We start from the raw sequence: 25,148 nt of genomic DNA, 5'->3' as shown, positions 1-25,148 counted from the left end.
TCGCGCGGTTTGCGAGCGGGAAGTTTTTAGCGTAGCTTTTTGCGAGGAGTGGTTCGCGCGAAGCGCGAACCCGACGAAGTAAAAAGGTACTACCACGGCTCGCTCTTCAGGCCGGCGCGGTAGGCGACGACGTTCGCGGTGACGTGAAACAGCGGCGTCAGGACGAGGACCACTGCGAGCACGCCGGGCGTGAACGTCGCGGTGAACCACGCGGTGGCGGCGAGTGCGGTGAGCGCAAGCGCACCCAACAGGAAGTCGAGTTGGTCGAGACCCGGAAACGCGGCCCCGCGCGAGCGACCCGTGCGCCGCTTGAGAAAGGAGGCGAGGGTGTCGCCGAGTATCGCCCCGAGGGGAAGTGCGACGATGGCGGCTGGCGGAAACGTCGGCAGCACCAGCCCGGTCGCGGTCACGACTGCGGGGGCGATACCGTTGAGGGCAAGCGCGAGCGTTATCCCGGCGAGCGTGCCGGCGGCCGCCCCGCGCCACGTCTTGCCGTCACCGAGGACGCGCGCGTCCTCGAGCGTTCGCCCGGCGTCGATGGGTCGACCACCACCCAAAAGCACGGCGGCGTTGTTCGGGACGTACGCCGGCAGCATCGTCCATATCGCGACGGCGACCGTCTCGACGAGAGTCACGGGTGGAATTCGACACGGGGCGGTCTTAATCGTCCGGTTTCGCCGCGCGAACGACAGTTCTTTGCCACCGTCGGCAAAAGTTGCGCGCATGATTCCGCCGATTGCGAGCCGGTTCGTCGCCGGCGAGACCGAGCGCGACGTCCTCGCACACGCCCGTGCGCTCGACGCCGAGGGTATCAATAGCATCTGTAATCTCCTCGGCGAGCACTACGACAGCCCCGAACCGGCCGCCGAGGACCGCGAGGCCTACTGTTCGCTCATCGAGGGCATCGGCGAGGCGGGTCTCGATGCTTCGGTCTCGGTCAAACCCTCACAGCTCGGTCTCGGCGTCTCCGAGGAGTGCTTTCGCGCGAACCTCGAACGTGTCGTCGAGCGGGCGGCCGAACACGGGGCGTTCGTCTGGCTCGACATGGAGGACCACACCACGACCGACGCGACCCTCGACGCCTACACCGACCACGTCGACGAGTACGAGGACCTCGGCGTCTGCGTGCAGGCGAACCTCAAGCGCACGCCAGAGGACCTCCATCGGTTGGCCGACCATGCGGGGAAGGTGCGGCTCGTGAAGGGGGCCTACGACGAACCCGCCGAGGTCGCCCATCGGGAGAAATCGCGCGTCGACGAGGCCTACCGGGAGTGTCTGGACGTCATGTTCGCGGAGTTCGACGGCGGCATCGCGGTCGGTAGCCACGACCCCACGATGGTCGAGTATGCCAAAGACCTCCACGACACCCACGGCACCGATTTCGAGATACAGATGCTGATGGGCGTCCGCGAGGACGCCCAACGCGACCTCGCCGAACAGTACGAGGTCCACCAGTACGTACCCTACGGCGACCGGTGGTTTGCGTATTTCTATCGCCGGATGCTGGAGCGCCGGGAGAACCTCCTCTTTGGGCTGCGCGCGCTGGTCGGTCGGTAGGTCGTCTCGACCCGCACGGGGCGACGGGCGTGCTCGGTCCCCGAGTTCGCCGGCAGTATGATAACGCTCGGGGAAATCATACGAGCCAATGGTCTCGTGGAAGCGCGATGCAACCCGTGGACTGGTCGTACTCGTGCCCATCATCGTCACCCTCTACGTGCTCGCCTTTATCTACAACACCATCGCCAGCCTGCCCTTCATCGAGGGCATCCAGCCGGCCATCGTCCGCGTGCCGCTCACGCTCGTGGTGTTCGCCCTGCTGGTCTTCGGCGTCGGCTACCTGATGCGCACCGCGAGCGGCCCGCTCGTGGAGGGGGCCATCGACGACGTGATGAACAGTCTGCCGGGGCTGCGGGTGGTCTACAACGCCTCGAAGATGGCGGTCGAAACCGCGGTCACGGGCACCGCAGACCTCCAAACGCCCGTGAAACTCGAAACGTGGAACGGCCTGCGGATGACGGCGTTCAAGACCGGCAAGCGAACCGACGACGGCCGCGACGTGCTCTTTTTGCCGACCGCCCCGAACATCACCACCGGGTTCGTCGTCGAGGTCGCGCCCGAGGAGTACGAGGAGACCGACGAGCGCGTCGAGGACGCCCTCACACGGGTCCTCAGCGCCGGGTTCGGCGAAACCAACGACACAGGCGTCCCTATCGACGTCGACGACGAACCGTTGTATCGCCGGCAGGAATCGCGCTGAAGCGATGATTCACACCGAACGGCAACAAAGCGCTGTCGCACCGTTTATCCCCTCTCCATTCGACCCGAGTGCATGACCGAGACGGAACTCATTACGGCGCTGCGGGACGCAGATGCGGTCGAGTTCGGCGAGTTCGAACTCTCTCATGGGGGTACGAGCGACTACTACGTCGACAAGTACCGCTTCGAGACCGACCCGGGCTGTCTCTCGCTCATCGCCCAGTCGTTCGCGGCACGGCTCGACGACGAGACCCTCGCGGGCGTCGCGCTCGGGGCAGTGCCCTTGGTGGCCGTGACGAGCGTCGAAACCGGCTCGCCCTACGTCATCGCCAGAAAGGAGAAAAAGGAGTACGGCACGGGCAACCGCATCGAGGGCGACTTCGAGGACGGCGAGCCGGTGGTCGTCATCGAGGACATCGCCACCACAGGAAAAAGCGCGCTCGATGCGGTCGAAGCGCTCCGCGAGGCGGGGGCAAGCGTCGAGCGCGTGCTCGTCGTCGTCGACCGCGAGGAGGGCGCACGCGAGACCCTCGCCGAGGCGGACGTCGAACTCGATGCGCTGGTCACCGCCACCGAACTGCTCGCCGACGAGTGAGTGCCCGCGACGCCAATCGCAAGCGATTCAACCGATGGGATACCCTGAACGCGTATGGCTTCGCTTCCGCCGCGGCGCTGGCTGCTCCGTGGGGCGCTCGCGCTCGCCGTCGGCGCGTTGGTGCTCGCGGCGGCCGTCTCGGCGGCCACCTACGAACCGACGAACCTCGGTCCCGGAACGGTCGACTCGCCCGCAAACGGCTCGACGGTCGTGAGCGTACAGGGGTTCCATTTCCAAGGAATCGGTAACGGAAAGAAACCGGCCCGGCTCGTCTCTGCGGGCCCGCGCGGAACAACCGACTGGGTACACAACGGCTCCGAGCAGGGTGCACGCTGGTTCTACGATGTCGACCCGCTGTCGAACGGCAACCTGCTCGTGACCTCCACGGTACCGGGCGACACCGTGGTGTACGAATTCGACCCGGAAAACCGCACCCGCGTCTGGAGCCAGCGATTCGACGCCGAGGACACCCACGACGTGGACCTCATCAACGGCGACCAGCTGCTAGTGGCGAACATGCGTCGGACGAACGATTCGGGGGTTCCGAACGACCGGCTGTTCGTCTACGACCGCAGCGAGGACCGAATCGTCTGGGAGTGGACGTTCCGAAAACACTTCCCGGAATCGACCGACGGTGGCTACTCCGCGGATTGGTCGCACGTCAACGACGTCGACAAGGTCGGTGAGGGCAAATACCTCGCCTCGCCGCGGAACTTCGACCAAGCCATCGTCGTCGACCGCGCGAGCGGGAACGTCACGATGCGCCTCGGCAGCGACGGCAACCATTCACGACTGTTCGAACAGCACAACCCCGACTACCTCGAAGGTCCCAACGGCACGCCCACGATACTGGTGGCCGACTCCGAAAACGACCGCGTGGTCGAGTACGCACGGACGGGTCCCGGCGAGTGGAATCGGACGTGGGAACTCTCCGGTGGGTTCAACTGGCCGCGCGACGCCGACCGCCTTCCCAACGGCAACACCCTGATTACGGACACGCTGAACCAGCGCGTGCTCGAAGTCACGCCGAGGGGAGAGGTCGTCTGGGAATATTACGCGCCGTGGGCACCCTACGACAGCGAGCGCCCGAGCGCCGCCAACACGTCCGTGAGTCAGAACGCCTCGGTCGGTGGCTCACACGGTCCGACGGTCGCCGAGATGAACGCCACGGGCAGCTACACCCTCTCGGGCAGTTCCGAGAGCGGTCTCGCCACCCAAACGAGCTTTTCGACGTGGGTCGCGGCGACCGCGGCGGGCACGCCCGTCCAAGACATCGTCCAGCCGGCCGCCGAGCGCTACTCCCATATCGTCCCGTTCGTCCGCCCGGTCTGGCTGTCGAGTTGGGCCTTCGCGGCGCTCGTCGGCGCGCTCGCCCTCGCGCTCGTCTGGGCGCTCGGCGAAATCATCTATCAGCGCCGCCACATCCGCCGGCGGGTCGGACGGACACTTCCCTGAGCGGTTCTGTGTGCTTCCCACACTATCGTGGCGTTCTTGAGGCTCGCACCCGTACCATCGGTGATGTCGAACCTCGAACTCTACGAGCTCGAAGGCTGTCCGTACTGTGCGAAAGTGAAGGACAAACTCGCCGACCTCGACCTCGACTACGAATCGCACATGGTGCCGAGTTCCCACGACGAACGCACCGAAGTCGAGGCGGTCAGCGGCCAAACCGGTGTGCCGGTGCTCGTCGACCCCGACCACGGCGTCGATGGCATGAACGAATCCGACGACATCGTCGCCTACCTCGACGAGACCTACGGCGACGCCGCGGCCTGAGGAAAACGGCTCTTTCGTTGTCCTGCTCGTCGATAGCGCCGCTTCTCAGTCGAAGTAGCCTTCGTCTTCCAGACCGGCCATGACGTCGTCGACGAGCGGGTCGACGTCCTCGTAGGGGAACTCCTGCCGGCCGCCGGCCTGTGAGTTGAGTTCCATCGCGGTGAAGCTCACGTCGCCGGACTCGAAGGTGGTCGATGGCCCGTTGGGAAGTGCCGGCACGAGGTCCATCGGACTCGATACGGGGTAGTCCGCGCCCTCGAAGCCGTCGTGGAGTTGCTGTCTGATTTCGTCTTTGTCGGACATCGCAGGCGGATAGTGGTGCCTTCGAGCCGTAGCTCTGTGGCCGCTCATACGGTGGGATTTATAACTATTCGCGCGCGCCGTCCATAACTCGCCGGTCGCCTTACTCAAGAAAACAGCTGTTCCATCAGCTTGGCTTCGGCCTTGCGGAGGTGCTCGTCGACCGTCGACCCCGAGAGGTCGAGCGCGGCCGCGATGTCGGCGTGGGTCGTTTCCCGGGGGATTTCGTAGTAACCCAGCCCGAAGGCCGTCTCGATGACCTCGCGCTGACGGTCGGTGAGCGCGGCCACCAGCAATTCGTCGGTTTCGCCGTCGCCCAGCCGCTCGACCGAACAGGTCGTCCCATCGGGGAGGCACTCCATCGCACGCTTGACCATCGCGGACGTGCCGATGACACTCAGGCGTAGTCCGCGAGCGGTGACCGCGACCGGCGGGTCGACGAGCAACCCCTGTTCGAGGAAGCACCGCTCGAACGTCTCTAGAACGCCGTCGACGCGGAGATACAGCTCGAACGTTCCCTCGTGGTCACCGATAACGTCGTAGTCGAGCACGTCCGAGCGCTCGTCGAGCACCCCAGAGAGGGTGGTTTCGTCGCCCCGTAGCCGGTAACAGAGCAGGCTCGTCCCTCCGTGGCTCTGGATATGGCTCAACGACTCCCGACTGCACTCCGGCGTGTCGGCGAGCGCGTCGTCGACGGGGTGGACGAGTCCGCGTCCCGGTCGGAGCGAGAGCGTGAATCGTCGGACGTGCGTTTCCCCCGCGGTCGATTGCCGCACGGGTCAGTTGTACGCGCTCTGTCCGGTGAGTTCCTTCCCGACGATGAGCTTCTGGATCTCGGTGGTGCCGTCGGGGATGGTCATGACGCGGGCGTCGCGGTAGTAGCGTTCGAGTCGGTTTTCGGTCTTCAGGCCCTCGCCGCCGTAGACCTGCAGTGCATCGTCGGTCACGTCCTTGCAGGTCTCTGCGGTGTAGCCCTTCGCCAGCGAGGACATCAGACGGGCGTCCTCGCTGCCGTCTTCGAGTAGCTCCGCCGCGCGCCGCGAGAGCTGGCGGGAGGTTTCGAGACCGGCCTTCATGTCGTAGAGCTTCTCGGTGACGAGTTGGTGTTCGGCGATGGGCTTGCCGAAGGTCTCGCGGTCGGTCGCCCGCTCCATCGCGGCGTCGAAGGCGGCCTGCATGATGCCGACGGACATGAACGACATCCCCGTGCGCATGAACGAAAAGGTCGCGTTCAGCGGTTTCTGGTCGAAAAATAACTGTGTGACGCTCTCGGGGAACGGCACGATGTCGTTCATGTCGTTGCCCGCCATGATGGCGTTCGAGAACATGTTCGAGAGTCGGTTGCCCTCGGGTACGCGCACGTCCTCGAAACTGATGCGGGCGTTCGAGACGCCCTTCCAGCCCATCTTGTCGAGTTCGCGCGTCTCGAAGGAGTTGTTCTCCCTGTCGACCATGAACATGTCCGAGGCCCCCGTCGAGTCGTCGTGGGCGACCACGAGCACGCAGTCGGCGTAGTGGGCGTTGCCGACCCACGTCTTCTCGCCGCTGATGAGGAACTCGTCGCCGTCCTTTTTCGCGACGGTGTTCGGTCGGGCCGTGTCGCTGCCACCCTCGGGTTCGGTGACTGCAAGCGCCGACAGGCAGTCGCCGTCTTCGAGTTTCGGCAACATCGCCTCGCGGGTCTGCTCGGAGGCGAACTGGACGAACAGGGCAGGAAACGACATCATCACGCCCACCAGCAGGCTCGGCCACGTGTAGCTGATTTCCTCGGCGGCGATGGTGAAGTTCCAGACGTCGCCGAAGAAGTTGGGCGCGGTCTCGGGGTCGAAACCGACGCCGAGTTCGTTCAGGTCGCTGATGTAGCCCATCAGTTCCTCTCTGTCCATCGGACCATCCCTGTCCGATTCGTCGACGATTGGGTCGATGGTGTCGTCGAGGTACTCCCGAAGGTCCCCGCGAAACGCCCGCTGCTCGTCGGTTAGCTCCATCTCACTCGGGCACCTGTTCGGAGAGGCTGTTCATGATGGGCGCGAGCTTCGTGCCCTTCTGCACAGGCCCGTCCATCTCGTACTGTTGCTGCATGAACCCTTGAATGGGGTCCACATTCCCAGTAATGAGGCCCACCAAGACGTCGGCGGGACCGGTGATGGTGATGTCGGCGTCGTCGAGTTGGCCCGCCCCGCCGGTGATGAGTTCCTCTTCTTTCTTGACTTCGAGGTGGCCCTCCATCGGGCAGTCGTCGGCCTCGAAATTGGTGGTGATATCCTCGTTGATCTGCTCTTTGACCTCGGGGTTCTGTTCGACCATCACGCGCATCCCCGACCAGAGTAGCTCCTGGAACTGGTCGGCGGTCTCGGGGTTCTCCGAGACAAACGAGGCGATGTCCATCTCCTCCATGCGCCCAAGAATGCTGGCCATCACCTGTGGGTGCTCGCGCACGAGCTCGTCGGTCTGGCCCTCCATATCGGCGAGGATTTCCGGAAGGTCGTCTTCGAGTTGGTCTTGGTCCTGTTCGAGCGAGTCCTCGATTCGCTGGATGAGTTGGTCGTCTGGCATTGGGTGGTCCGTGTCGGCGTCGCGGCCGACGTGTTACCGGGAATGGACGGGATGGCAATGGGCTTGCTTCGCCGTATAACTGGGTGTTTATGTACTACGGGGGAGCCGCGGGTCAGAAGAGAAACCGCGATTCGGTATCGGCGGCGATGTCGGTCAGCCGCACGGCGGCGTCGGAATACTGAAGGATTTTCTGCATATCTCCGTCGAGGTCCATCACGCCGCCCATGAGCTGGTCGATGATGCCCGCCTCGCCGCCGACGAGGTCCTTCCAGTCGTCGTACTCGCCGGTGATGACGAACCCGTATCCCCGTTCGTCGAGGCTCGTGATGACGTCGACCCCCCGGCACTCGGTGTCGTAGAGGTCGATGTACGCGTACACGGTGTCGCCGTCGACGATGTACTGGTCGACCTGCTCGATGAGGTCGACCAGCAGCGGCGGGACCTCTACTTCGAGTGCGGGCCACATCCAGTCGGCGATGTCGTCGAGCGATACCGCCATCAACTCGTCGTGGGCGGCCTCGCGGACGTCGCCGTCGCGGGCTTCGATGGCCGATTTGACGTCGTCGGGTGCGGCCGTGACGATGTCGTCTATCCGCTCGTCCGGGAGGCCCTCGAACGTCTCGTCTATCAGGTCGACGATCTCCCCGGGAAGGTCGGCGACCGTTCGTTCGGCGAGCGGCACATCGGTAATGTGAAAGATGAACGCGCCGTCGAAGTCGACCCCCCAGCCCTCGCTTTCGGCGGCGTACTCCTCGTCGGCATTGATCGCCTCGTGGTACTGCTGGAGCCACGGCTCGGTCGGAAAGAACTGCTCGGTTGCGTATCCTTGGATACTCATAGTTGTCTGACCCGTTCGCGGCGTCGTCACCGACACCACGGTGGCGTGTTGTGAGTTGGCATCTATCGCAATCAGCGTACTGCCGCCCATTACAGCCTATACATAAGAACCGTCCCCGCGCCATACCAGTATAAATAGCCGGCTATCGGGGCACCAATGCTTATCCCCGAGGGTATGATGCTCCCGACATACAGCATGACGGAGTGGTTCCCATCGCGCGAGTGGCTCGCCGCGTACCGGACGGCGCTGAACGACAACGAGCGGTATCGAGACGCCAGCGAGGGCTGGGGTGTCGATTTCGCGGGGGATTTCGTCTTCGAAATCACCGACGTTCCGACCGAAACCACCGTCGAGGACCTCCCCGAGGAGCTCTCCGACGACCTTCGTGAAAACCTCCAGTCGCTGTCCGGCGAGCGCGTCGAGGACCTCCTCGCCGACGCGCCATCGGCGCTCGAAGACCGACTGGCCGACCAGCAGGGCGACGACCACGACCGCCTCGTCGCGGCGGTGCTACAGATGCCCATCGCCGAGGCCCCTGCCGTAACGTTCCCGGCGCTCCGCGAGGAGTTCCCCGACGACCTCGATGACCTGCTCGACCAACTGGAGCAGTACCTCCACGACGACACCATCCATGCGTACATCGACCTCTACGACGGCGAGTGCCGCGAGACCGAGGTGCTTGCCGACCCGGGCGCGCGCGACCCCGGCTTCCGTATCGCTGGACCGTACGAAAACTGGAAGGACCTCCTGGAGGGTGCGGACGTGATGGAATCCATCTTTTCCGAGGACCTCGAACTCGACGGCTCGACGACCACGATTTTGCCCTACAGCGAGGCCGCACAGGAGTTGGGCGATACCGCTGGCCGAGTCGAGAGCCGGTATCTATTTTAAACACCGCGTATAGCAGGAACAACCGTCATACTTGTTCCCCGTTGTGTGTGGGTATGGCACAGCCAGCCGAACCGACCTACACCGGCCAGCGCATCGATACCGGGGACAAGTGGTATCAGCTGTTCCAGAAAGGCGTCGAGCTGGGAACGTGGAACGTCGAGAAGCTGTTCGACGAAATCGGCTTCGAGCAGGACAAAGAGACGTGGAAGTCACTCGAACCGAACGAGCGCGACCAGATTCGCTATTTGCTTTCGGGATTCCTCGACGGCGAGACCGAAGTCGCCGGCGACGCCGCCACGAACCTCTCGCGGGCGATGGGTGCCGATTGCTTGGAGGGCAACCGACAGAAGGAGATGTACATGACGATGCTCACGCTGACCGAGCACAAGCACACCCAGTTCCTCGATATCTACATGAACGAGGTGATGGACGACCAGGACAACTACACCGAACTCGACCCGCGGCGCGGAACGCGCGTCCCAATCGTCCAGACGACAGGACTGGGCGAGGTGTTCGAACACCAAGGACTCCTGACCGCCAAAGCCGCCCAGACGAAGGACCCGGTCGACATCGCTCGCGCGGCGACCAACTATCACATGAACGTCGAGGGCATCCTCGCGCGGGTCGGCTCCACGGCGATAAGCCGACTGCCCGAGCGGGCGAATCTTCCCCTCTTGAACTACGCCTTCAAGTTCGTCAGCACCGACGAGGGCCGCCACATCACCCACGGCGTCGAACTGTTGAAGGAACTCTTAGAAAAGGAACGCGCCGGCGAACCGGCCTATCAGGGCGTCGAGGCGGGCATCGTGAACACGCTCTACGAGGACGTTCCGTATATGGCCGACTTCGCGTACATGTACACCGACGCGGTGGGTGACCCGCTCGACCTCGACATCGACTCGACGCTGCTGCGCGGCGGGAACCTCATCGACGGGATGTACAACGAGACGCTCGGCTGTGACGTCGATTACATGCAGGTCATGGACCGCGTGAGCGACCGCTACGAGGAGATCACCGAGTGGGACCTCGACGCCCGGCTCGAAGCCCAGCAGGCCCACTACCAGCAAAAACGTGGCGTCGCCGCCGACGGGGGTGACGACTGATGGCCAAAGACCGCGAACTCCGCGAACTCGCCCGCGGCGCGTCGTTCACCGCGAGCGACGAGGAGGTCGAGGAGGCCATCGCCGAGGCCGCCGAGGAACTCGACGAGAGCGAGGAGGAAATCCGGGACAATGTCGCCTACATCATGGATTCGAGCTTCGAGGAGGAGGGCGTCAGCACCTCGTTCAACGAGATGATCAGCGGCGCAAGCCTCGACGACGACAGCAGTAGCACGGGCGACCCGCGCCTCGAAGCGCTTGAGATGTACAAACTCCGCCAACGCGTGTGAGCCACGAAGTCACCATCGAGTTCGACGGCGAAACCCACGAACTCGACGTGGACGACGAGGAATACGTCCTCGATGCCGGACTCGACGCCGGACTCGACCTGCCCTACTCCTGTCGGGAGGGCAACTGTACCACCTGTACCGGCAAGCTACTGGAGGGCGAGGTCGACCAGAGCGACGGGATGGCCCTCGACAAGGAGGACAGAGAGGAGGGGTACGTGCTCCTGTGCAGCGCGAATCCACGAAGCGAGTGTCACGTCCGGGCCGGCGATGAAATTCAGGAGGAACTGCTCGGACTCGACCTGTTCTGAGAAACTGTCAAATATATAGTCCCGGGCGGATTCGAACCGCCGTCAATGGCTCCAAAGGCCATTATGATTGGCCGCTACACCACGGGACTGCGCTCACTTCGTTCGCTTGTCCCGTGAGCCTCGCCTCACTACGTTCGGCGAGACACCACGGACTGCGCGTCACGATACCGCCGGAGCACACTTGAACGCTTCGAGAGTCCGGTCAGTCGGCAGCGCCGGTTTCGGCGTCGAGCAGCGCGCAGACGTCCTCGTCCGGTGCAAAGCAATCGGGACACTGCGGCTCGCGGTCGATGATGGTGTCGAGGCGCTCGGCGACCGTTTCGTCGATGACGCCCTCCAACTGTGCGGCCTCGGCACGAAACTCCTCGACGTCGAGGACTTCGACCAGGAAGCGCTCGATGATGCAGTAGGTCTGGAGCGACTCGCGTGCCCGCGCGATGCCCTCGTCGGTGAGCGTCACGCCCTTGTATTTCTCGTGGTCGGCAAGCCCGCGGTCTTCGAGCTTGCCGATCATCTCGTTTGCGCTTGCCGGACTCACGTCGAGGCTCTCGGCCAACCGCCCCGTGGCCGCCGGGCCGTTCTCGACCTGCTGGAGGAGATAGATGGCCTTCAGATACTGCTCTGCGGTGTTCACGGCGACCGCCTCCTGTGGTCGTCGTCGTGAGCCAGTCGAAGCGTCGCTTCGACGCTGTTCACGCGAATCCCTCCGGGATGAGCGCGGGGAGGAAGCACACGAAGCGTGCGACGATATTCATATGGACCACCCCGGACGGGAGCGATGCTGTGGAGCACTCATTCGCGTGCCTCCATCAGTCGCGTGACGTCCTCGACGCCATCGGCTTCCTCCTTGCGGATGGTCGAGAGGATATCGACGAGCCGGTCGCGGTCGATACCGAACGTCGCGGAACTCGCCTCGACCGCGGCGATGAGGTCGTCGTAGAACTTGTAGGCAGTCTCTTCGTTGCACAGTTGGTCGTAGAGAATCCCGTCGGTGTCGCGGTCGCGTTCGTAGTGGTCGGCGACGAGCGGCTCGATCTGCTCGAAGGGGATCTGCTCGGCGTCGAGGTCGTCGATGAGCGCCGCCAGCCGGTCGCGGTGGTCGGCCGATTCCTCGGCTGCGTGTCGCAGCAGCGCCTCGATGTCGGTATCGAGGTCCGCGCCGACGGACTGGTGGTGTTGGTGGGCGCGCGCCTCGACGACCTCCTCCAAAACCATGCCGATCTGGAGCAGGCGGGCGAGCTGGTGGTCGGAAGCCACCGGCTGGCTGACGCTCACGGAACACTCCCGAGCATAGTGCGGTCGAAAACCGACGCTTCGTTGGTGTCCATATCCAGACTGGGGAATCCAACCCCTTAAGCGATTACTCCCGTAGACGCACCGCCACGAGGTCGGCGAGGTCCTCGCGGAACTCTTCGACTTTGATCTCGTCCAATACTGGGACGAAAAAGCCCTCGACGAGCATGTTCCGCGCCGCCCGCGGCGACACCGCGCGCGAGGTCATGTAAAACAGGTCTTGGGCGTCGACCTGTCCGACGGTTGCCGAGTGGCTCGCCTCGGTGTCGTGGTTGTTGATGATGAGCTTCGGCGAGGCATCGGCCTCGCTCTCGTCGCTCAACATCAGCGTGTTCTCGCGCTGGTAGGAGTTGGTGTCCCACGCCGCCGAGCCCACGTCTTGAACGCCCTCGTAGACCGAGCGCGCCTCGTCGTCGAGTACGCCACGGGTCACGAGGTCGGCGGTGGTGTGTTCGGCCTCGTGCCAGACACGGGAAGCGACGTCGAAGTGCTGGTCGTTGTGGCCGAAGAAGGCTCCGACGATCTGGGACTCGGCCCCCTCGCCGAGCAGGCGCGTCTCGACGGAGGACTTGGTGAGCCGCGAGCCGACGTTGCCCTCGATCCAATCGATGGTGCCGTAGGTGTCGGCGTGGCCACGCTTGAGCGTGTAGGTGTAGGTCTCCTCGTCGACGTTTTGCAGCGAGCCGTACTGCACGTTCGCGTTCTCGCCGGCGTCGATTTCGACGAGTCCCGAGTAGTACCGCTCACCCTCGACATCCTCGCCCGTCGTCTGGCGTTCGAGGATCGTCACCGAACTCGACTCGCCCGTGACGACGAGCGTGTAGTTGAATAGCGACCGCGAGTTCATCCGCGTTCGGACTGTGACGTCCTCGGCATCGACGCCATCGGGAACGAAGACGACTGTCCCGGTCGAGAACAGCGCCGTCTGGAGTGCCGTCAGGTAGTTCTCCTGCGGGTCGATGACGCTCCCGAAGTGCTCGCGGACGAACTCCTCGCGCTCGTCGAGCGCCTCCGTGATGGACATGACCTCGACCTCTTCGGGACCGACTTGGTCCTTCTCCTCGGCTGCATTGAGGGGGTCGACGAACCCCTCGAAATCGAGGTTGTAGAGGTTCGTCCAGTTGCGCCCCGGCGTCCGAATCACGTCGGGCATGTCGAGGTCGGCAAGCGCAGCGAGCGCGTCGAGCCGCTTTTCGAGCAGCCACTCCGGCTCGTCGAGACTTGCGGATATCTCCCGAACCTGCTCCTCGGTCAGGTTCGCGTGTATCTGCGCACTCATCTATCCGAGCGACCCTTCCATTTCGAGTTCGATGAGCCGGTTGAGTTCGACGGCGTACTCGATGGGGAGCTCCTCGGTAATGGGTTCGATGAACCCGGCGACGATCATCTGCTTTGCGTCGTCGTCGTCCAACCCCCGACTCTGGAGGTAGAACACGTCCTCGTCGCCGATCTTCCCCACAGTAGCCTCGTGGGCGACGTCGACCTTCGATTCGTTGATCTCCATGTACGGCATCGTATCGGAGGTCGACTCGTTGTCGAACATCAGCGCGTCACACTCCACACTGGTCGAGGAGTTCTCCGCGCCGTCACTGATGTGGACGAGGCCACGGTAGTTCGTGCGCCCTCCGTCCTTCGAAATCGACTTCGACTCGATGGTCGATTTCGTCCGCGGCGCGTTGTGGTAGACCTTCGCGCCGGTGTCGATGTTCTGACCCTCGCCGGCGAAGGCGATGGTGATGTGGTTGTCGGTCGCACCGCGACCCTTCAGGATGGTCGAGGGATAGAGCATCGTGGCCTTCGACCCCATCGATCCCGAAATCCACTCCATCGTGCCCTCGCGCTCGCAGATGGCGCGCTTCGTGTTCAGGTTGTAGGTGTTTTTCGACCAGTTTTGCACAGTCGAATACTGGACGTGGGCGTTCTCGCCGACGAACACCTCGACGCCACCCGAATGAAGGTTGAACTTCGAGTATTTGGGTGCCGAACAGCCCTCGATGTAGTGGACTTCCGAGTTCTCCTCGGCGATGATGAGCGTGTGCTCGAACTGCCCCATCCCCTCGGAGTTCATCCGGAAGTACGCCTGGACGGGCATCTCCACGGTTACGTCCTCGGGAACGTAGACGAAGCTCCCGCCGGACCAGATGGCCCCGTGCAGTGCCGCGAACTTGTTGTCGCTCGGCGGCACGCAGTTCGTCATGAAGTGTTCCTTGACGAGCTCGGGGTGTTCCTGGACCGCCTCGTCCATGTTGCAGAAGATGACTCCTTTGTCCTCCCAGCGCTCCTGCATGTTCTGGTAGACGACCTCCGATTCGTACTGGGCACCGACGCCCGAGAGAGCGTTCTTCTCGGCTTCGGGAATGCCCAACTGGTCGAAGGTGTCCTGAATCTCCTCGGGCAGCTCCGACCAGTCGTCGACGCTGCCGCGCATGTCGACGTCCGGGCGGATGTACGGGACGATCTCCGCGACGTCGACCTCGGAGAGGTCGGGCTGGCCCGGCCAATCGGTCGGCATCGGCATCGCGTGGAACTGCCGGAGCGCTCGGAGCCGCCGCTCAAGCATCCACTCTGGCTCGTCCTTGTCCTCGGAGATGAGGCGGATGGTCTCCTCGTCCAGCTCACCCTTCTCGGCGGCAAAGGCCGCGTTCTGTTCCTTTTTGAACTCGAAGCGCTTCTCCGAGTCGGTCTCTCGTAGGTGGTCTTGGTCTGAACTCATTGTATGCTCAGTAGTGGTCGAAGCCTTATCAGGCTGTCTCGTACGCTTCCTCGCGGACCCAGTCGTAGCCCTCGTCTTCGAGCCTGCGGGCGAGGTCGGGACCGCCGCTTTTGGCGATCTTGCCGTCGAGCATGATGTGGACGTGGTCCGGCTCGACGTAGTCGAGAATCCGCTGGTAGTGGGTTATCTGGAGGATGCCAGCGCCCTGCTCGTCCCGCAGCGCGTTAATGCCCGTCGACACATCTTGGAGGCGGTCGATGTCCAGCCCCGAATCGATCTCGTCGAGCACCGCTATCGACGGTTCGAGGATCGCCGCTTGGAGCACCTCGTTCTGCTTCTTCTCGCCACCGGAGAACCCTGCATTGAGATAGCGCTGGGCGAACTCGGCGTCCATGTCGAGTTGTTCCATCTTTGCGGACATTATCTCCTGGAACTCAGCGACGCCGACCTCGCCTTCGTCCACATCGCCCTCCATCGGCGAGGTGTCGTAGCCCGTGTCCTCCTCTTCGTCCTCACCACCTTCGTCCTCTTCGAACAGCTCCTCGCGCTCTTCGAGTTTGGCGTTGAGTGCCGTGCGAAGGAAGTTCACCATCGTGACGCCCTCGATTTCGGCGGGATACTGGAAGCCGAGGAACACGCCGAGCGCCGCGCGCTCGTTCGGTTCGAGGTCGAGCAGGTTCCACGTCCGCATGTCGTCTGGAATCTCGACGCCGTCGAACTCCTCGGCGTCGAGGTGGATGAGCACCTCGCCGCCCGTGACCTCGTAGGCCGGGTGGCCCGCGATGACCTTCGCGGTGGTCGATTTGCCCGACCCATTGGGTCCCATCAGTGCGTGGATTTCGCCCGACTGGACTTCGAGGTCCACTCCGTCGAGGATCTTCTCGCCGCCCTCGGCGACCTCTGCGTGGAGGTCGTTCAGTTCTAAACGTGCCATTGTCCTGTCGTTCCCCTATTGGACTGTGGACCTGATAATGGTTTTCATTCACCCGTAACGATTTTCGATGAGGGAAAATGATTTTCCTGTGTGTGAAAGTAGCAGACGGTGAGAAGGGTATTCGATGGGTTCGATGTTCTCGCCGAACGGTGCTTCGCAACCCTTTTTCGCGGCGGCGCTGAGCCGGGCGTATGGACCCCTTCGGCGTACTGGCGAGCGCCATGTCGCTCCTCCAGCTCGCCACACCGAACGGGACCGGGACGAACGGGACGAACGACACGAACGGGAGCATCCAAGAGGGGTCACAGGAAGCCGTCGAGACCGCCAGCCGCATCCTTCCCGAATGGGTCCCGGAGTGGTCGGTGCGCGCAGTACTGGCGGCTCTGACGCTCGCGCTCGCGTGGTACGGTGGCAAGCTGCTCGTCAGGCTGATCGGCCGCCGCGTCGCCCGTCGCTTCCGCCGGCCGAGCGTCAGCCGGGCGGTGTTGCGCTCGCTGCGCGTCGCCGTCATGTTCGTCGCGGTACTCACGGCGGCAGCAACCGTCGGCGTGGGTCTCGGCGACCTCCTGCTCTCGGTGACGGTGCTCACGGCGGCCATCGGTGTCGTGATAGCGCCCATCCTCGGCAGCATCATCAGCGGCATGTTCGTCCTCTCGGACCAGTCGTACGAAATCGGCGATATGATTGAACTCGTTGAAACCGACGGCGGCACTCGCGGCTTTGTCGAGGACATCACCTTCCAGTACACCAAAATCTTCACGACCGACAACACCTTCCTCGTGATCCCGAACGGGACGATCCGCGACCGCGACGTGATCAACTACTCCGCCGAGGACCCGAGAACGAGGTTCTCGCTCGATATTTTGGTGACCTACGAAGGCGACCTCGCACAAGCACGGGACCTCATCGAGCAGTCGGCGCGCGAGGTCGATATCGTCATTCGCGGCGGGCCGGACATCCGCATCGGGAGCGCGCGCTATCCCGCCGCACCGACGTGTTACATCAACGAGTACGCCGACGACGGCGTGTTACTGACGCTTCGGTACTGGGTCAAAGAACCCACCGCCCACTCGTTCTTGACCGTACGCTCTCGAATACAGGAGAACGTCTGGGAGGCCTTCGAGGAAGCCGACATCGGCTTTCCGTACCCCCACCGGCAGGTGGTCTTCGACGAGCCGGACGAGGGTCCCGAGCGCCGTCGATAACTCACTCGGCCGGCGAGGCGGTGACGACCCGACAGTCGAGCTGTTCGCCCAGGAAGTCCGCCACGTCCGGCTCGTCGATGAGTCGGTGGACCATCCGCCGCCAGCGGCTGGCCTGTTTGCGGCCGATGACGACGATATCCGCACCTTCGAGCGCGATTTCGTCGAGAATCGTCTCCTCGACCAGAAAGCCCGGCCGGACGGCGTAGCGCGTGTTCGACAGCGGGCCGAACGCTTCCTCGACGGCGTCTTTCAGCGCCGATTGGGTGACGCGCTGACCCGACTGATAGAGGTCGATGTGCAGCACGCTGAGGGCCGCGTCGTGTTCGTCGGCGACGTCGATTGCGGTTTCGAGGGTCCGTCGTGAGTGCTCGCTCAGCGGATACCGGACGGGCACGACGACCAGCGTCATTTATCGAAAGGAAACATCGAAGACGCCTGAACGTTTCCATTCCGGTCGGACCCAGCAGTCACTTGCCGCTTGAGGGGCTACCCGCTGTATGGAAGCGACAACGACCGACGGGCGGACCCTCTATGTCGACCGCGAGGAGGCAGAGCGCGGCTCGAAAGGCCCGTTTTTCGTCGTCTATGCCGACGAGCGCGCCGAGCGGCGGTGGGGCTATTTCTGCGGGAACTGCCGGTCCTTCGACAACGCGATGGACGCGATGGGCCGCATCAAATGTAACCGCTGTGCGAACATCAAAAAGCCCGACGAGTGGGACGCGGCCCACGAATAGCGACGGTAATACGGCCGCGCATCGCAGGCCCCTGTGCGCCGTCTGCGCACGAACGCTTATTGTGCCGGGGTGAGTATATTCGTCCACATGGGGACTGTTAGCACGACCCCGTCCGAGGAGGCCCGGTCGATATTTTCCGAACTCGGCTACACGGTATCGGGAAGTGGCCGCGAACTCAGAGCCGAGCGCAAGTGGCGCGTCGTTCGCGTCACGGCCGCCGACGAGGCGACCGAACTCCCGGAATCGGGCGAGCTTCGCTGTTTCGTCGCGTGGATGGATACGGCCCACGACCTCAGGGAGCGCCTGCTCGATGCCAAACCCGATTACGACTGGGCGGTCATCGGCGTCGATAGTTCGGATGAGTACGAGGTGCTCCACCCCTCCGTCGGGCCGTCGCTGGTCGCCTAGAGTTTCCGTCGCGCCGCTGCGAGACCCGCGTCGGCGTCGATTCCTTCGTCTTCGAGCACGTCGCCGAGCGCCGCGAGCAGTTCCAGGACGTTCGCCGGGCGCGCGGAGTGACCCATACAGCCGACCCGGAGCACGTCGCCCGAGAGGTCACCTAGCCCGCCCGCGACCTCGATGTCGTCGCCGTCGAGCAGTCCCTCGATGACCGCCCCGTCGTCGACGCCACTGGGCAGGGCAACGGTGTTCAGGCTCGGGAGCCACGACTCGCTGGCGATGCCGAGACCCATCGTCTCGATGCCGGCCCGGAGCGCGCTAGCGACCCGCTCGTGGCGCTCCCAGCGCGCCTCGATGCCCTCCTCGGCGGCGAGCCGCAACGCTTCCCGGAGCGCATAGACGTTCGTGATGGGCGCGGTGTGGTGGTAGGCGCGCTCGTCGCCCCAGTAGTCGGTGAGTTCGGTGAGGTCGAGATACCACGACCGAACGTCCGTGTCGCGGTCTTCGATTTTCCTCATCGCCCGTGCGTTGAGCGTGAGCGGGCTCGTCCCGGGCGGCGCTGAGAGACACTTCTGGGCGGCCGAGTACGCCACGTCGATGTCCCAGTCGTCCACTCTGAGCTCGACGCCGCCGAGGGTGGTCACCGCATCGACGATGACGAGCGCGTCGTTGTCGTGGGCGAGCTCGGTGAGTTCCGGCACGTCGGGCTGAAGCACGCCGGTACTCGTCTCGCCGTGGACGAACGCCAGCAGGTCGGGGTCGTGGCTGTCGAACGCTGCGCGTACGTCGGCGATGTCGAGCGGTTCGCCCCACGGGGCGTCGACTTCCACCACTTCGCCGCCCGCCCGCTCGACCATCGACGCCATCCGTCCGCCGAAGTAGCCGTTGGCGGGGACGAGGACTGTGTCGCCCGGTTCGGTGAGGTTTCCGATGGCGGCTTCCATCGCCGCCGAGCCGGTTCCACTGACTGGAATCGTCCACTCGTTATCGGTGCGGAAGGCGTATCGCAGGAGTTCCTGCACCTCGTCCATCAGGTCGACGAACGCGGGGTCGAGATGGCCCACCAGCGGCGTGGTCATCGCACGGCGGACGCGTGGATGGACGTCGCTCGGGCCGGGCCCCATCAACGTTCGGTCTGGCGGGGTGAGTTCACCCACCGCGGGTCGTTCCATACCGGGGTGACTCGGCCGGCCGTGAAATGCCGTTCGTTTCGTTGCGCCGACGACCGGCCACGAACGGTTTATGCGCGCCGAGTCCGTCAGCAGTGGTATGTTCGTCGGCCACGCAGTGGGGGCGTTCGCGGCCGTCGCGGGCGGTGCGCGCCTGTTCGGCTGTTCGCGCGAGCGCTCGCTGGCTCTCGGTGCGTCAGCGGGTGCGTTCGCCGCCGCCCCGGACGTCGACATCCTCTATGCCCCCGTGGGTCTGGCCTCGGCCAGCGGCGTCGCCGACGTTGCCGAGAGCTTCTGGTCGGCCGGCAACCTCGTCCACCGCGCGGTGACGCACTCGTTGGTCGTCGGTACCGTCGTGGCCGTCGCGCTCTGGCTCTGGAGTCGCGCGCGGAGTGGGAAAACGAGCGACGAAGCTGGCGTGTCGCTGCTGAACACCGGCGGTGCTAGCCCGCTGCTGAGTGCCGAACGCGGTGGCGCGCTGCTCGCCCTCGGCGGACTGGTCGCGGTCGCCGGCGTCGTGAGTGGACCGCTCGGCGCGCTCGTGATGGGCGCGTTCGCGCTCACGAGCCTCGCCATCGCCGAACTCGGCGCACACTACGGCGACCTCGGTCCGAAAGCGGTGTTCTTCACGGCGCTCGTCGGCTTCGTCAGTCATCCGTTCGGCGACCTGTTCACCGGCGAACCACCGCATATGCTCTATCCCTTCGCCACTCGGCTCGTGAGTGACCGATTCGTCCTCGCCGCCGACCCGACGCTCCATCTCTTGGGCGCGTTCTGGCTCGAACTGCTCACCATCTGGCTCGCGGCGGTCGTCTACTGCGAACTCACCGGCCGCAGCCTGACGAGCCATATCCATGGCCGTGCGACCCTCGGCGTCGCCTACGCGGCGGCCGCGCTCGCGGTGCCCGCGCCGACGGTCGATTCGTCCTACGAGTTCGTCTTCAGCGTGCTCGCGGTCGGGGCGGTCGGACCGGCCCCGCTCGTCCGCCGCGTCCGCCGGTCCCGGCGAGCGCTCGATGGGGACCGCACACTGACAGCCGTGCTCACCGGACTGGCTGCGGTGACGCTGGCGTCGGTCGCCTACGCCGCCGCCTATCTCGCGCTCTGACGCGAGGGGTAAAGTCCCCCGGCGACGAAGGCCGGCCCATGTCACGCGCGGACCTCGGTCGACTCGTCGAGAGCGAACGGGCGAACGCCCTGCTCGCGTGGACGCTCGTCGCGTTCGTCGCCGCCGTCGCGGTGGCGTCGCTGTTTCGCGGCAACCTGCTGTGGGCGGTCTTCACGGCGGGCGTCGTCGTCCTGTCGGTGCTGCCGGCCGTCGCGGTTCGGTCGCCACGGGCGATGGTGCCGTGGGAGGTGCTCGCCCTCGCCGCCCTGCCGACGCTCGCCCGCGCGTTCGCCCCGCCGGTCGCCGAAATCGCCACGTACCTCGCGGTGGCGGCGCTCGCGCTCGTCGTCGCGGTCGAACTCCACCTCTTCACGGGTGTGGAGATGAGCTATCGCTTCGCCGTGGCCTTCGTCGTGGTCGCGACGCTTGCGACCGCGGGCGCGTGGGCGGTCACCCGCTGGGTCGCCGACCTCTATCTCGGCACCGGGTTTCTGGCCTCCGAGGACGAACTGATGTGGGAGTTCGTCGCCTCCACCGTTGCAGGCATCGGTGCCGGCCTCTTCTTCGAGGGGTACGTCCGCCGCCGCCTCCGTCCCGAGCGCCTGCCGGAGGTGGTTCGATGAGGCTACGTGACTGGCTCGGACTCTCCGAACGCCGCCAGCGCCAGCTCACGTGGGCGATGGAGGTCGGTCTCGTCTGTATGTTCCTCCTCGGCGTGCTTCGAGGGAGTACGACCGTCATCGTCAACACGCTGCTCGCGCTCGCGGCGACGCGACTGCCCGGGATTCTCGAACGCGATTACGGGATTCCGATGGACGCGGGCCTGACGCTATGGATCACGAGTGCCGTGTTCCTCCACGCCTTCGGCAGTGTCGGACTGCCGTGGACGCCGCTGTCGCCCTACCAGTCGCTGTGGTGGTACGACCATCTCACACATGGACTGTCGGCGTCGGTCGTCGCCGCCGTCGGCTACGCGACCGCCCGCGCGCTCGATGTCCACAGCACGGACGTCACCTTCCCGCCGGAGTTCATGGTCGTGTTCATCTTCCTGTTCGTGCTCGCTTTCGGCGTGCTCTGGGAGGTCATCGAGTTCGCCGCCAGCGCCCTCTCGACGCTCGTGCTCGCCGAACCCGTCCTCACCCAGTACGGTCTCGAAGATACAATGTTGGACCTCATCTTCGATACGGTCGGTGCGGCCGTCGTCGCCGTCTGGGGCGGCGCGCGACTGAGCGGCGTCGTCGATGCCCTCGCCGCACGCCTCGACACCCGCGAGCGCGAGACCGGCTGACGACCCACAAAACCCCCGCCTGCTGCGGGCGCAGTTTTATACCCCTGCCCGTCGAAGCGCGTGTTGCGATGGTCTACAAGAAAATCACGATGATCGGCACGAGCGACGAGAGCTTCGAGGCGGCCGTCGACGACGCCGTCGACCGCGCCGAGGACACGCTCAACAACGTCAAATGGGCCTCCGCCGAGAGCTTCGGCGTCGAACTCGCCGAAGTCGACGACCGCGAGTATCAGGCCGAAGTCGAGATCGCCTTCGAACTCGACGAATAGGACTTTTCAGGCGAGGCTTGCGCCGTCGAACTCGCCGCGGTCGTAGTCGATTTCGAGCAGGTCGAGCAGCGTCGGCGCGATGTCGAAGAGGTCGGTATCGCCGCCGACGCGCGCGTTCGCGTCGTCGACCAGCAGCGTGGCGTTGTCGAAGCTGTGCATCCCGTTGCGCGGACCGGTGTCGAAGACCTCCTCGTGACCCGAGAAGCCGGCCTTCAGGTCGAAGCCGTGATTCGGAATCGCCACGAGGTCGGGCGCGATGTCGTCGTGCGCTCCTCTGAAGGCCTCGTCTTTCTCGACGACGCGCTCGCAGACCTTCCGGCCATCGGGACCTTCGAGGGTTTCGAGCGCCTTCTTGAGCTGGGTGCGTTTCTCCTCGTAATCTTCCTCGGGAACCCCGCCACGTGGCTCGCGCCCTTCGAGGTTGATGTAGAAGCGTCCCGGGATGAAGGCGTAGGCGTCGGCCTCGTCGGCGATGTCCGTGAGACTGTCGTGGTCGTCGCTCTGATAGGAGAGCCAGCCTTCCTGCTGGAGCCACTCGTTGAAGTGGACCTCGTAGTCGAGACTCGTGAAGCCGTGGTCCGACGCCACGACCATCGTCACGTCCTCGGGCAGGGTTTCGCGCAGACGACCGAGGTAGTCGTCGACCTTGCTGTAAAAGTCAAGGAACTCCTCTCTGTACTCGCCGTCCTCCTCGTAGTGTTTGAACAGGAAGTGGTTCAGCCGGTCGGTGGTCATGAACACGCCGAAGAAGAGGTCCCAGTCGTCCTGTTCGATGTAATGCGAGAAGCCCTCGAAGCGTCCATCGAGGGTGGCGTGGGCGTCCTCGATGAACTCGCTCTTGTCGTCGTCGTGGCCGAGTTTGGCGTTGTTGTCGATGCGGTAACTCGTATTTTCGAGCGTCTCGCGCAGCTCGTCGGGGTAGGCGGCCTCCTCGACGCCCGGCGAGAGAAAGCCCGAGACCATCCGCTGGACGTCGCGTTGGGGCGGGAAGGTCACGGGGACGTTCATCACGGTGGCGTTGCGGCCGTCGTCCTCGACCCGATCCCAGACCCGGGTCGCCTGGACATCGCGTCCCATCGGTACGTAGGTCTCGTAGGAGCCGATCTCCCGGTCTTGAAAGCCGTACACACCAGTTTCGCCGGGATTCACGCCCGTGGTGAGCGAGGGCCAGCACGCGCTCGATTCGGGTGGTACAATCGAGTCGATGGGGCCGGCACTCCCCTCTTCGGCGATGGCCGTGAGGTTCTCGAAGACATCGGGGTTGTCCTCGATGAGGCTATACGGAACCCCGTCGATGCCGAAGAAGGCCACACGGGGCGCGTCGTCGCCGGTCAGGCGGTCGAACAGTCCCATGAGTGGGCCAGTTCGGGCGGGCACAAAGATGGTTCGTTTCGATCTGCCTACTCGTGGTTGGCGAGCGGCCGGCCACAGGCCGGACAGCGCACGACGTGCTGTTCGTGCTCGTCGGCAGGGCTATCGGGGACCACCGTGGGATGGTTCAGGGCCACCGGGGTTCGTTTCGCTGCCATCACGTCCATTCGTACAGTCCACACACGCAAAAGACTACCCATAATTCTAACACATTCGGGGCGAGCGCCTGATAACCGCAGGGAATATGAGGGTTTATGACGTTCGAATGTGGAGGGAGGGTGTGTTCGGGAGAAACGTCGGCGGAGCGGACCGCCTCGTGCGCGGCGTGCTCGGAAGCGGTCTCCTCACGGTCGCCATCGGCGCGCTGCTCGCCGAGCGGTGCTCCGCTGGCGTCGCCGCCGCGGTCGGCAGCGCGGCGCTGCTGTTCAACGTTACGACCGGTCGCTGTGGGATGAACAAGTTGCTCGGTATCAACACCTGCCCGAACGAGTGACTGCTGGATGAATCGGTTGGCGGCAGTCGGAACCCTCGTCATCGGTCTCGGTCTCGTTGCCGGCAGTGTGGCAACTGAGACTGGTGCTTTTGACGAGTTCGGGGTTCCGGTCGCACTTCTCGTGCTGGCGGGTGGAATGATAACTACTGTTGTCGGAATCTACCGCGACAGAGAGTGATAGCGCCTCGCGGGTTCAGCCGAACTGCTCCTCGTAGAGGTCCTGGGCGTGTTCGATGGCGTCGTAGGCGGCCTGCCGGTCCTCCCAGCCCTGCGTCTCGACCTCCTTGCCCGCTTCGAGGTTCTTGTAGGTCTCGAAGAACTCGTCGATCTCGTCGAGTTGCTGCTGGGCGATGTCCTCCAAGTCCTCGATGTGGTCGAAGCGGGGGTCCTCGGTGGGCACGGCGATGACCTTGTCGTCCTGCTCGCCGTCGTCGTCCATGCGCATCAACGCCACCGGTCTGACTTCGACGATACAGCCGGGGAAGGTCGCATCCTCGACGAGCACCATCACGTCGAAGGGGTCCTCGTCGTCGTAATAGGACTGTGGAATGAACCCGTAGTCGTGGGGATAATGTACTGTGGAGTGGAGCACGCGGTCGAGGACGACACCCGGAACGTCCTTGTCGTACTCGTATTTGTTGCGCTCGCCCTTGAGACACTCGACGACGGCGTAGATCTCTTCGGGCGGGTTCGGGCCGGTTTCTACGTCTTCCCAGAGGTTCGTCATACTCCCCGTCCGACGAGGCGGGAAAAAAGCGTTTGCTATCGTCCTTCCATGTCGCCGGTGGCCCGTCGATTTTCGGTCGAATACCACCCGGTTGTGGCAGGTATTGTGACTATCGTACCGATTCGTCGTTATGGTTGCGAAGTATTAAATATCCGGGTGACATCTTGCAGCGTGATGCCAGAGGCACAAGCGGTCCAAGACAGCGGTATCGCCCGCGATTTGACGGCGTTCCAACAGAACATCCTCGCCATCCTTTCGGACGAGCCGATGTACGGACTGGCCATCAAGCGCGAGCTCGAATCGTACTACGATTCGGAGGTCAATCACGGCCGGCTCTACCCCAATCTCGACGACCTCGTGGAGGCGGGGCTGGTCGAGAAGAGCGAACGCGACAAGCGCACCAACGATTACGCGCTCACCGACGAGGGCTACGAGGCGGTCGTCGACAAGCTCGATTGGACGCTCGGGAAGTTCGTCACCGACGACGACCGCGCCGAGACGGTCAGGGACCTCATCGACAGCCAGCGATAACGCG

Annotated in this window: 35 protein-coding genes and 1 tRNA gene; 19 read left to right on the top strand and 17 right to left on the bottom strand. The window is 64.2% G+C overall.

The features are described from left to right. Nucleotides 1-89 precede the first annotated feature (89 nt). Nucleotides 90-596 (bottom strand): CDP-2,3-bis-(O-geranylgeranyl)-sn-glycerol synthase, encoded by a 507-nt coding sequence (locus ACQUQO_RS12425; RefSeq protein WP_435078371.1) that lies wholly within the window; start codon nt 594-596, stop codon nt 90-92. 127 nt (nt 597-723) lie between these two features. Here ACQUQO_RS12425 and ACQUQO_RS12420 point away from each other — a divergent pair, with 127 nt between their 5' ends. The 5 genes from ACQUQO_RS12420 (at nt 724) to ACQUQO_RS12400 (ending at nt 4,627) form a co-directional block, all read left to right on the top strand. After that, entirely contained in the window at nt 724-1,557 is an 834-nt protein-coding gene (locus tag ACQUQO_RS12420) for a proline dehydrogenase family protein (RefSeq protein WP_435078336.1), read from the top strand. A gap of 88 nt (nt 1,558-1,645) precedes the next feature. After that, entirely contained in the window at nt 1,646-2,257 is a 612-nt protein-coding gene (locus ACQUQO_RS12415) for a DUF502 domain-containing protein (RefSeq protein ID WP_435078335.1), read from the top strand. Between the two features lie 72 nt (nt 2,258-2,329). Beyond that, nucleotides 2,330-2,851 (top strand): orotate phosphoribosyltransferase, encoded by a 522-nt coding sequence (pyrE, locus tag ACQUQO_RS12410; RefSeq protein ID WP_435078334.1) that lies wholly within the window; start codon nt 2,330-2,332, stop codon nt 2,849-2,851. A 54-nt stretch (nt 2,852-2,905) separates the two neighbouring features. Next, nucleotides 2,906-4,306 carry an aryl-sulfate sulfotransferase gene (locus ACQUQO_RS12405; protein ID WP_435078333.1) on the top strand — a complete coding sequence of 467 codons (1,401 nt, stop codon included), beginning with the start codon at nt 2,906-2,908 and terminating at the stop codon, nt 4,304-4,306. Nucleotides 4,307-4,369: 63 nt separating this feature from the next. Then, nucleotides 4,370-4,627: a glutathione S-transferase N-terminal domain-containing protein gene (locus ACQUQO_RS12400; RefSeq protein WP_435078332.1), complete on the top strand. Its 258-nt coding sequence runs from the start codon at nt 4,370-4,372 to the stop codon at nt 4,625-4,627. A 45-nt stretch (nt 4,628-4,672) separates the two neighbouring features. Here ACQUQO_RS12400 and ACQUQO_RS12395 read toward each other — a convergent pair whose 3' ends face one another. The 5 genes from ACQUQO_RS12395 to ACQUQO_RS12375 all read right to left on the bottom strand — a co-directional run bounded on the left by ACQUQO_RS12395 (nt 4,673) and on the right by ACQUQO_RS12375 (nt 8,321). Next, on the bottom strand, nt 4,673-4,930 hold the full coding sequence (locus tag ACQUQO_RS12395) for an MTH865 family protein (protein WP_435078331.1): 258 nt from the start codon (nt 4,928-4,930) through the stop codon (nt 4,673-4,675). A gap of 104 nt (nt 4,931-5,034) precedes the next feature. Beyond that, nucleotides 5,035-5,703: a helix-turn-helix domain-containing protein gene (locus ACQUQO_RS12390; RefSeq protein ID WP_435078330.1), complete on the bottom strand. Its 669-nt coding sequence runs from the start codon at nt 5,701-5,703 to the stop codon at nt 5,035-5,037. Between the two features lie 3 nt (nt 5,704-5,706). Then, nucleotides 5,707-6,915: an acyl-CoA dehydrogenase family protein gene (locus ACQUQO_RS12385; RefSeq protein WP_435078329.1), complete on the bottom strand. Its 1,209-nt coding sequence runs from the start codon at nt 6,913-6,915 to the stop codon at nt 5,707-5,709. A gap of 1 nt (nt 6,916) precedes the next feature. Then, complete coding sequence (locus ACQUQO_RS12380; protein WP_435078328.1) at nt 6,917-7,483, bottom strand: SCP2 sterol-binding domain-containing protein; 567 nt, start codon at nt 7,481-7,483, stop codon at nt 6,917-6,919. Nucleotides 7,484-7,595: 112 nt separating this feature from the next. Further along, complete coding sequence (locus ACQUQO_RS12375; RefSeq protein WP_435078327.1) at nt 7,596-8,321, bottom strand: SCP2 sterol-binding domain-containing protein; 726 nt, start codon at nt 8,319-8,321, stop codon at nt 7,596-7,598. A 195-nt stretch (nt 8,322-8,516) separates the two neighbouring features. Between ACQUQO_RS12375 and ACQUQO_RS12370 the strand changes: the two genes are divergently transcribed. The 4 genes from ACQUQO_RS12370 to ACQUQO_RS12355 are packed head-to-tail and all read left to right on the top strand — an operon-like array spanning nt 8,517 to nt 10,910. Continuing rightward, a complete protein-coding gene (locus ACQUQO_RS12370) occupies nt 8,517-9,212 on the top strand; it encodes a sterol carrier protein (RefSeq protein ID WP_435078326.1) in 696 nt (231 codons plus the stop codon). Nucleotides 9,213-9,265: 53 nt separating this feature from the next. Continuing rightward, nucleotides 9,266-10,315 (top strand): ribonucleotide-diphosphate reductase subunit beta, encoded by a 1,050-nt coding sequence (locus tag ACQUQO_RS12365; RefSeq protein ID WP_435078325.1) that lies wholly within the window; start codon nt 9,266-9,268, stop codon nt 10,313-10,315. Then, entirely contained in the window at nt 10,315-10,602 is a 288-nt protein-coding gene (locus ACQUQO_RS12360; RefSeq protein ID WP_435078324.1) for a hypothetical protein, read from the top strand. Before ACQUQO_RS12365 ends, ACQUQO_RS12360 begins: the two co-directional genes overlap by 1 nt. Then, the gene (locus ACQUQO_RS12355; protein ID WP_435078323.1) at nt 10,599-10,910 is read left to right on the top strand and encodes a 2Fe-2S iron-sulfur cluster-binding protein; all 312 of its coding nucleotides are present in this window, start codon (nt 10,599-10,601) and stop codon (nt 10,908-10,910) included. Before ACQUQO_RS12360 ends, ACQUQO_RS12355 begins: the two co-directional genes overlap by 4 nt. A 16-nt stretch (nt 10,911-10,926) precedes the next feature. Here ACQUQO_RS12355 and ACQUQO_RS12350 read toward each other — a convergent pair. The 6 genes from ACQUQO_RS12350 to ACQUQO_RS12325 all read right to left on the bottom strand — a co-directional run bounded on the left by ACQUQO_RS12350 (nt 10,927) and on the right by ACQUQO_RS12325 (nt 15,850). Then, nucleotides 10,927-10,999, bottom strand: a tRNA-Gln gene (locus tag ACQUQO_RS12350). Nucleotides 11,000-11,112: 113 nt separating this feature from the next. Beyond that, nucleotides 11,113-11,544 (bottom strand): metal-dependent transcriptional regulator, encoded by a 432-nt coding sequence (locus ACQUQO_RS12345; RefSeq protein WP_435078322.1) that lies wholly within the window; start codon nt 11,542-11,544, stop codon nt 11,113-11,115. 158 nt (nt 11,545-11,702) lie between these two features. Next, a complete protein-coding gene (locus tag ACQUQO_RS12340; RefSeq protein ID WP_435078321.1) occupies nt 11,703-12,185 on the bottom strand; it encodes a ferritin-like domain-containing protein in 483 nt (160 codons plus the stop codon). Between the two features lie 85 nt (nt 12,186-12,270). Beyond that, the gene (sufD, locus tag ACQUQO_RS12335; protein WP_435078320.1) at nt 12,271-13,482 is read right to left on the bottom strand and encodes a Fe-S cluster assembly protein SufD; all 1,212 of its coding nucleotides are present in this window, start codon (nt 13,480-13,482) and stop codon (nt 12,271-12,273) included. After that, on the bottom strand, nt 13,483-14,916 hold the full coding sequence (gene sufB, locus ACQUQO_RS12330; RefSeq protein WP_435078319.1) for a Fe-S cluster assembly protein SufB: 1,434 nt from the start codon (nt 14,914-14,916) through the stop codon (nt 13,483-13,485). A 28-nt stretch (nt 14,917-14,944) separates the two neighbouring features. Continuing rightward, nucleotides 14,945-15,850, bottom strand: a complete 906-nt coding sequence (locus ACQUQO_RS12325) for an ABC transporter ATP-binding protein (protein WP_435078318.1) — start codon at nt 15,848-15,850, stop codon at nt 14,945-14,947. 191 nt (nt 15,851-16,041) lie between these two features. Here ACQUQO_RS12325 and ACQUQO_RS12320 point away from each other — a divergent pair, with 191 nt between their 5' ends. Further along, on the top strand, nt 16,042-17,055 hold the full coding sequence (locus ACQUQO_RS12320) for a mechanosensitive ion channel family protein (protein WP_435078317.1): 1,014 nt from the start codon (nt 16,042-16,044) through the stop codon (nt 17,053-17,055). Nucleotide 17,056: 1 nt separating this feature from the next. On the opposite strand, the gene ACQUQO_RS12315 is transcribed toward ACQUQO_RS12320, so the two are convergent. Beyond that, on the bottom strand, nt 17,057-17,464 hold the full coding sequence (locus tag ACQUQO_RS12315) for a universal stress protein (RefSeq protein ID WP_435078316.1): 408 nt from the start codon (nt 17,462-17,464) through the stop codon (nt 17,057-17,059). An 88-nt stretch (nt 17,465-17,552) separates the two neighbouring features. On the opposite strand from ACQUQO_RS12315, the gene ACQUQO_RS12310 reads away from it, so the two are divergent. Both ACQUQO_RS12310 and ACQUQO_RS12305 read left to right on the top strand, forming a co-directional pair. Further along, a complete protein-coding gene (locus ACQUQO_RS12310) occupies nt 17,553-17,789 on the top strand; it encodes a DUF5816 domain-containing protein (RefSeq protein ID WP_435078315.1) in 237 nt (78 codons plus the stop codon). Between the two features lie 87 nt (nt 17,790-17,876). Then, nucleotides 17,877-18,197, top strand: a complete 321-nt coding sequence (locus ACQUQO_RS12305) for a DUF7116 family protein (protein ID WP_435078314.1) — start codon at nt 17,877-17,879, stop codon at nt 18,195-18,197. On the opposite strand, the gene ACQUQO_RS12300 is transcribed toward ACQUQO_RS12305, so the two are convergent. Then, complete coding sequence (locus tag ACQUQO_RS12300) at nt 18,194-19,360, bottom strand: pyridoxal-phosphate-dependent aminotransferase family protein (protein ID WP_435078313.1); 1,167 nt, start codon at nt 19,358-19,360, stop codon at nt 18,194-18,196. The genes ACQUQO_RS12305 and ACQUQO_RS12300 overlap by 4 nt on opposite strands. Before the next feature lie 97 nt (nt 19,361-19,457). Here ACQUQO_RS12300 and ACQUQO_RS12295 point away from each other — a divergent pair, with 97 nt between their 5' ends. The 4 genes from ACQUQO_RS12295 to ACQUQO_RS12280 all read left to right on the top strand — a co-directional run bounded on the left by ACQUQO_RS12295 (nt 19,458) and on the right by ACQUQO_RS12280 (nt 22,022). Beyond that, nucleotides 19,458-20,465 (top strand): metal-dependent hydrolase, encoded by a 1,008-nt coding sequence (locus tag ACQUQO_RS12295; protein WP_435078312.1) that lies wholly within the window; start codon nt 19,458-19,460, stop codon nt 20,463-20,465. Nucleotides 20,466-20,503: 38 nt separating this feature from the next. Next, nucleotides 20,504-21,088 carry a hypothetical protein gene (locus ACQUQO_RS12290; protein ID WP_435078311.1) on the top strand — a complete coding sequence of 195 codons (585 nt, stop codon included), beginning with the start codon at nt 20,504-20,506 and terminating at the stop codon, nt 21,086-21,088. Next, a complete protein-coding gene (locus ACQUQO_RS12285) occupies nt 21,085-21,753 on the top strand; it encodes a hypothetical protein (RefSeq protein WP_435078310.1) in 669 nt (222 codons plus the stop codon). The genes ACQUQO_RS12290 and ACQUQO_RS12285 overlap by 4 nt, the downstream gene beginning before the upstream one ends. 68 nt (nt 21,754-21,821) lie before the next feature. After that, nucleotides 21,822-22,022 (top strand): dodecin, encoded by a 201-nt coding sequence (locus ACQUQO_RS12280; protein WP_435078309.1) that lies wholly within the window; start codon nt 21,822-21,824, stop codon nt 22,020-22,022. A gap of 6 nt (nt 22,023-22,028) precedes the next feature. Here ACQUQO_RS12280 and ACQUQO_RS12275 read toward each other — a convergent pair whose 3' ends face one another. Beyond that, nucleotides 22,029-23,375: an alkaline phosphatase family protein gene (locus tag ACQUQO_RS12275; RefSeq protein ID WP_435078308.1), complete on the bottom strand. Its 1,347-nt coding sequence runs from the start codon at nt 23,373-23,375 to the stop codon at nt 22,029-22,031. A 47-nt stretch (nt 23,376-23,422) separates the two neighbouring features. Then, on the bottom strand, nt 23,423-23,551 hold the full coding sequence (locus ACQUQO_RS12270) for a hypothetical protein (protein WP_435078307.1): 129 nt from the start codon (nt 23,549-23,551) through the stop codon (nt 23,423-23,425). 122 nt (nt 23,552-23,673) lie between these two features. Here ACQUQO_RS12270 and ACQUQO_RS12265 point away from each other — a divergent pair, with 122 nt between their 5' ends. Both ACQUQO_RS12265 and ACQUQO_RS12260 read left to right on the top strand, forming a co-directional pair. Then, nucleotides 23,674-23,886 carry a YgaP family membrane protein gene (locus ACQUQO_RS12265; RefSeq protein ID WP_435078306.1) on the top strand — a complete coding sequence of 71 codons (213 nt, stop codon included), beginning with the start codon at nt 23,674-23,676 and terminating at the stop codon, nt 23,884-23,886. Nucleotides 23,887-23,893: 7 nt separating this feature from the next. Next, nucleotides 23,894-24,064 (top strand): hypothetical protein, encoded by a 171-nt coding sequence (locus ACQUQO_RS12260; protein WP_435078305.1) that lies wholly within the window; start codon nt 23,894-23,896, stop codon nt 24,062-24,064. A gap of 15 nt (nt 24,065-24,079) precedes the next feature. On the opposite strand, the gene ACQUQO_RS12255 is transcribed toward ACQUQO_RS12260, so the two are convergent. Continuing rightward, nucleotides 24,080-24,613 (bottom strand): inorganic diphosphatase, encoded by a 534-nt coding sequence (locus tag ACQUQO_RS12255; protein WP_435078304.1) that lies wholly within the window; start codon nt 24,611-24,613, stop codon nt 24,080-24,082. Between the two features lie 174 nt (nt 24,614-24,787). Between ACQUQO_RS12255 and ACQUQO_RS12250 the strand changes: the two genes are divergently transcribed. Next, nucleotides 24,788-25,144, top strand: a complete 357-nt coding sequence (locus tag ACQUQO_RS12250) for a PadR family transcriptional regulator (protein ID WP_435078303.1) — start codon at nt 24,788-24,790, stop codon at nt 25,142-25,144. The last annotated feature ends 4 nt before the right edge of the window (nt 25,145-25,148 follow it).

This window comes from Halococcus sp. AFM35 (assembly GCF_051195015.1).
Lineage (GTDB): Archaea > Halobacteriota > Halobacteria > Halobacteriales > Halococcaceae > Halococcus.
This window is presented reverse-complemented; position numbering and strand designations above follow the sequence as displayed.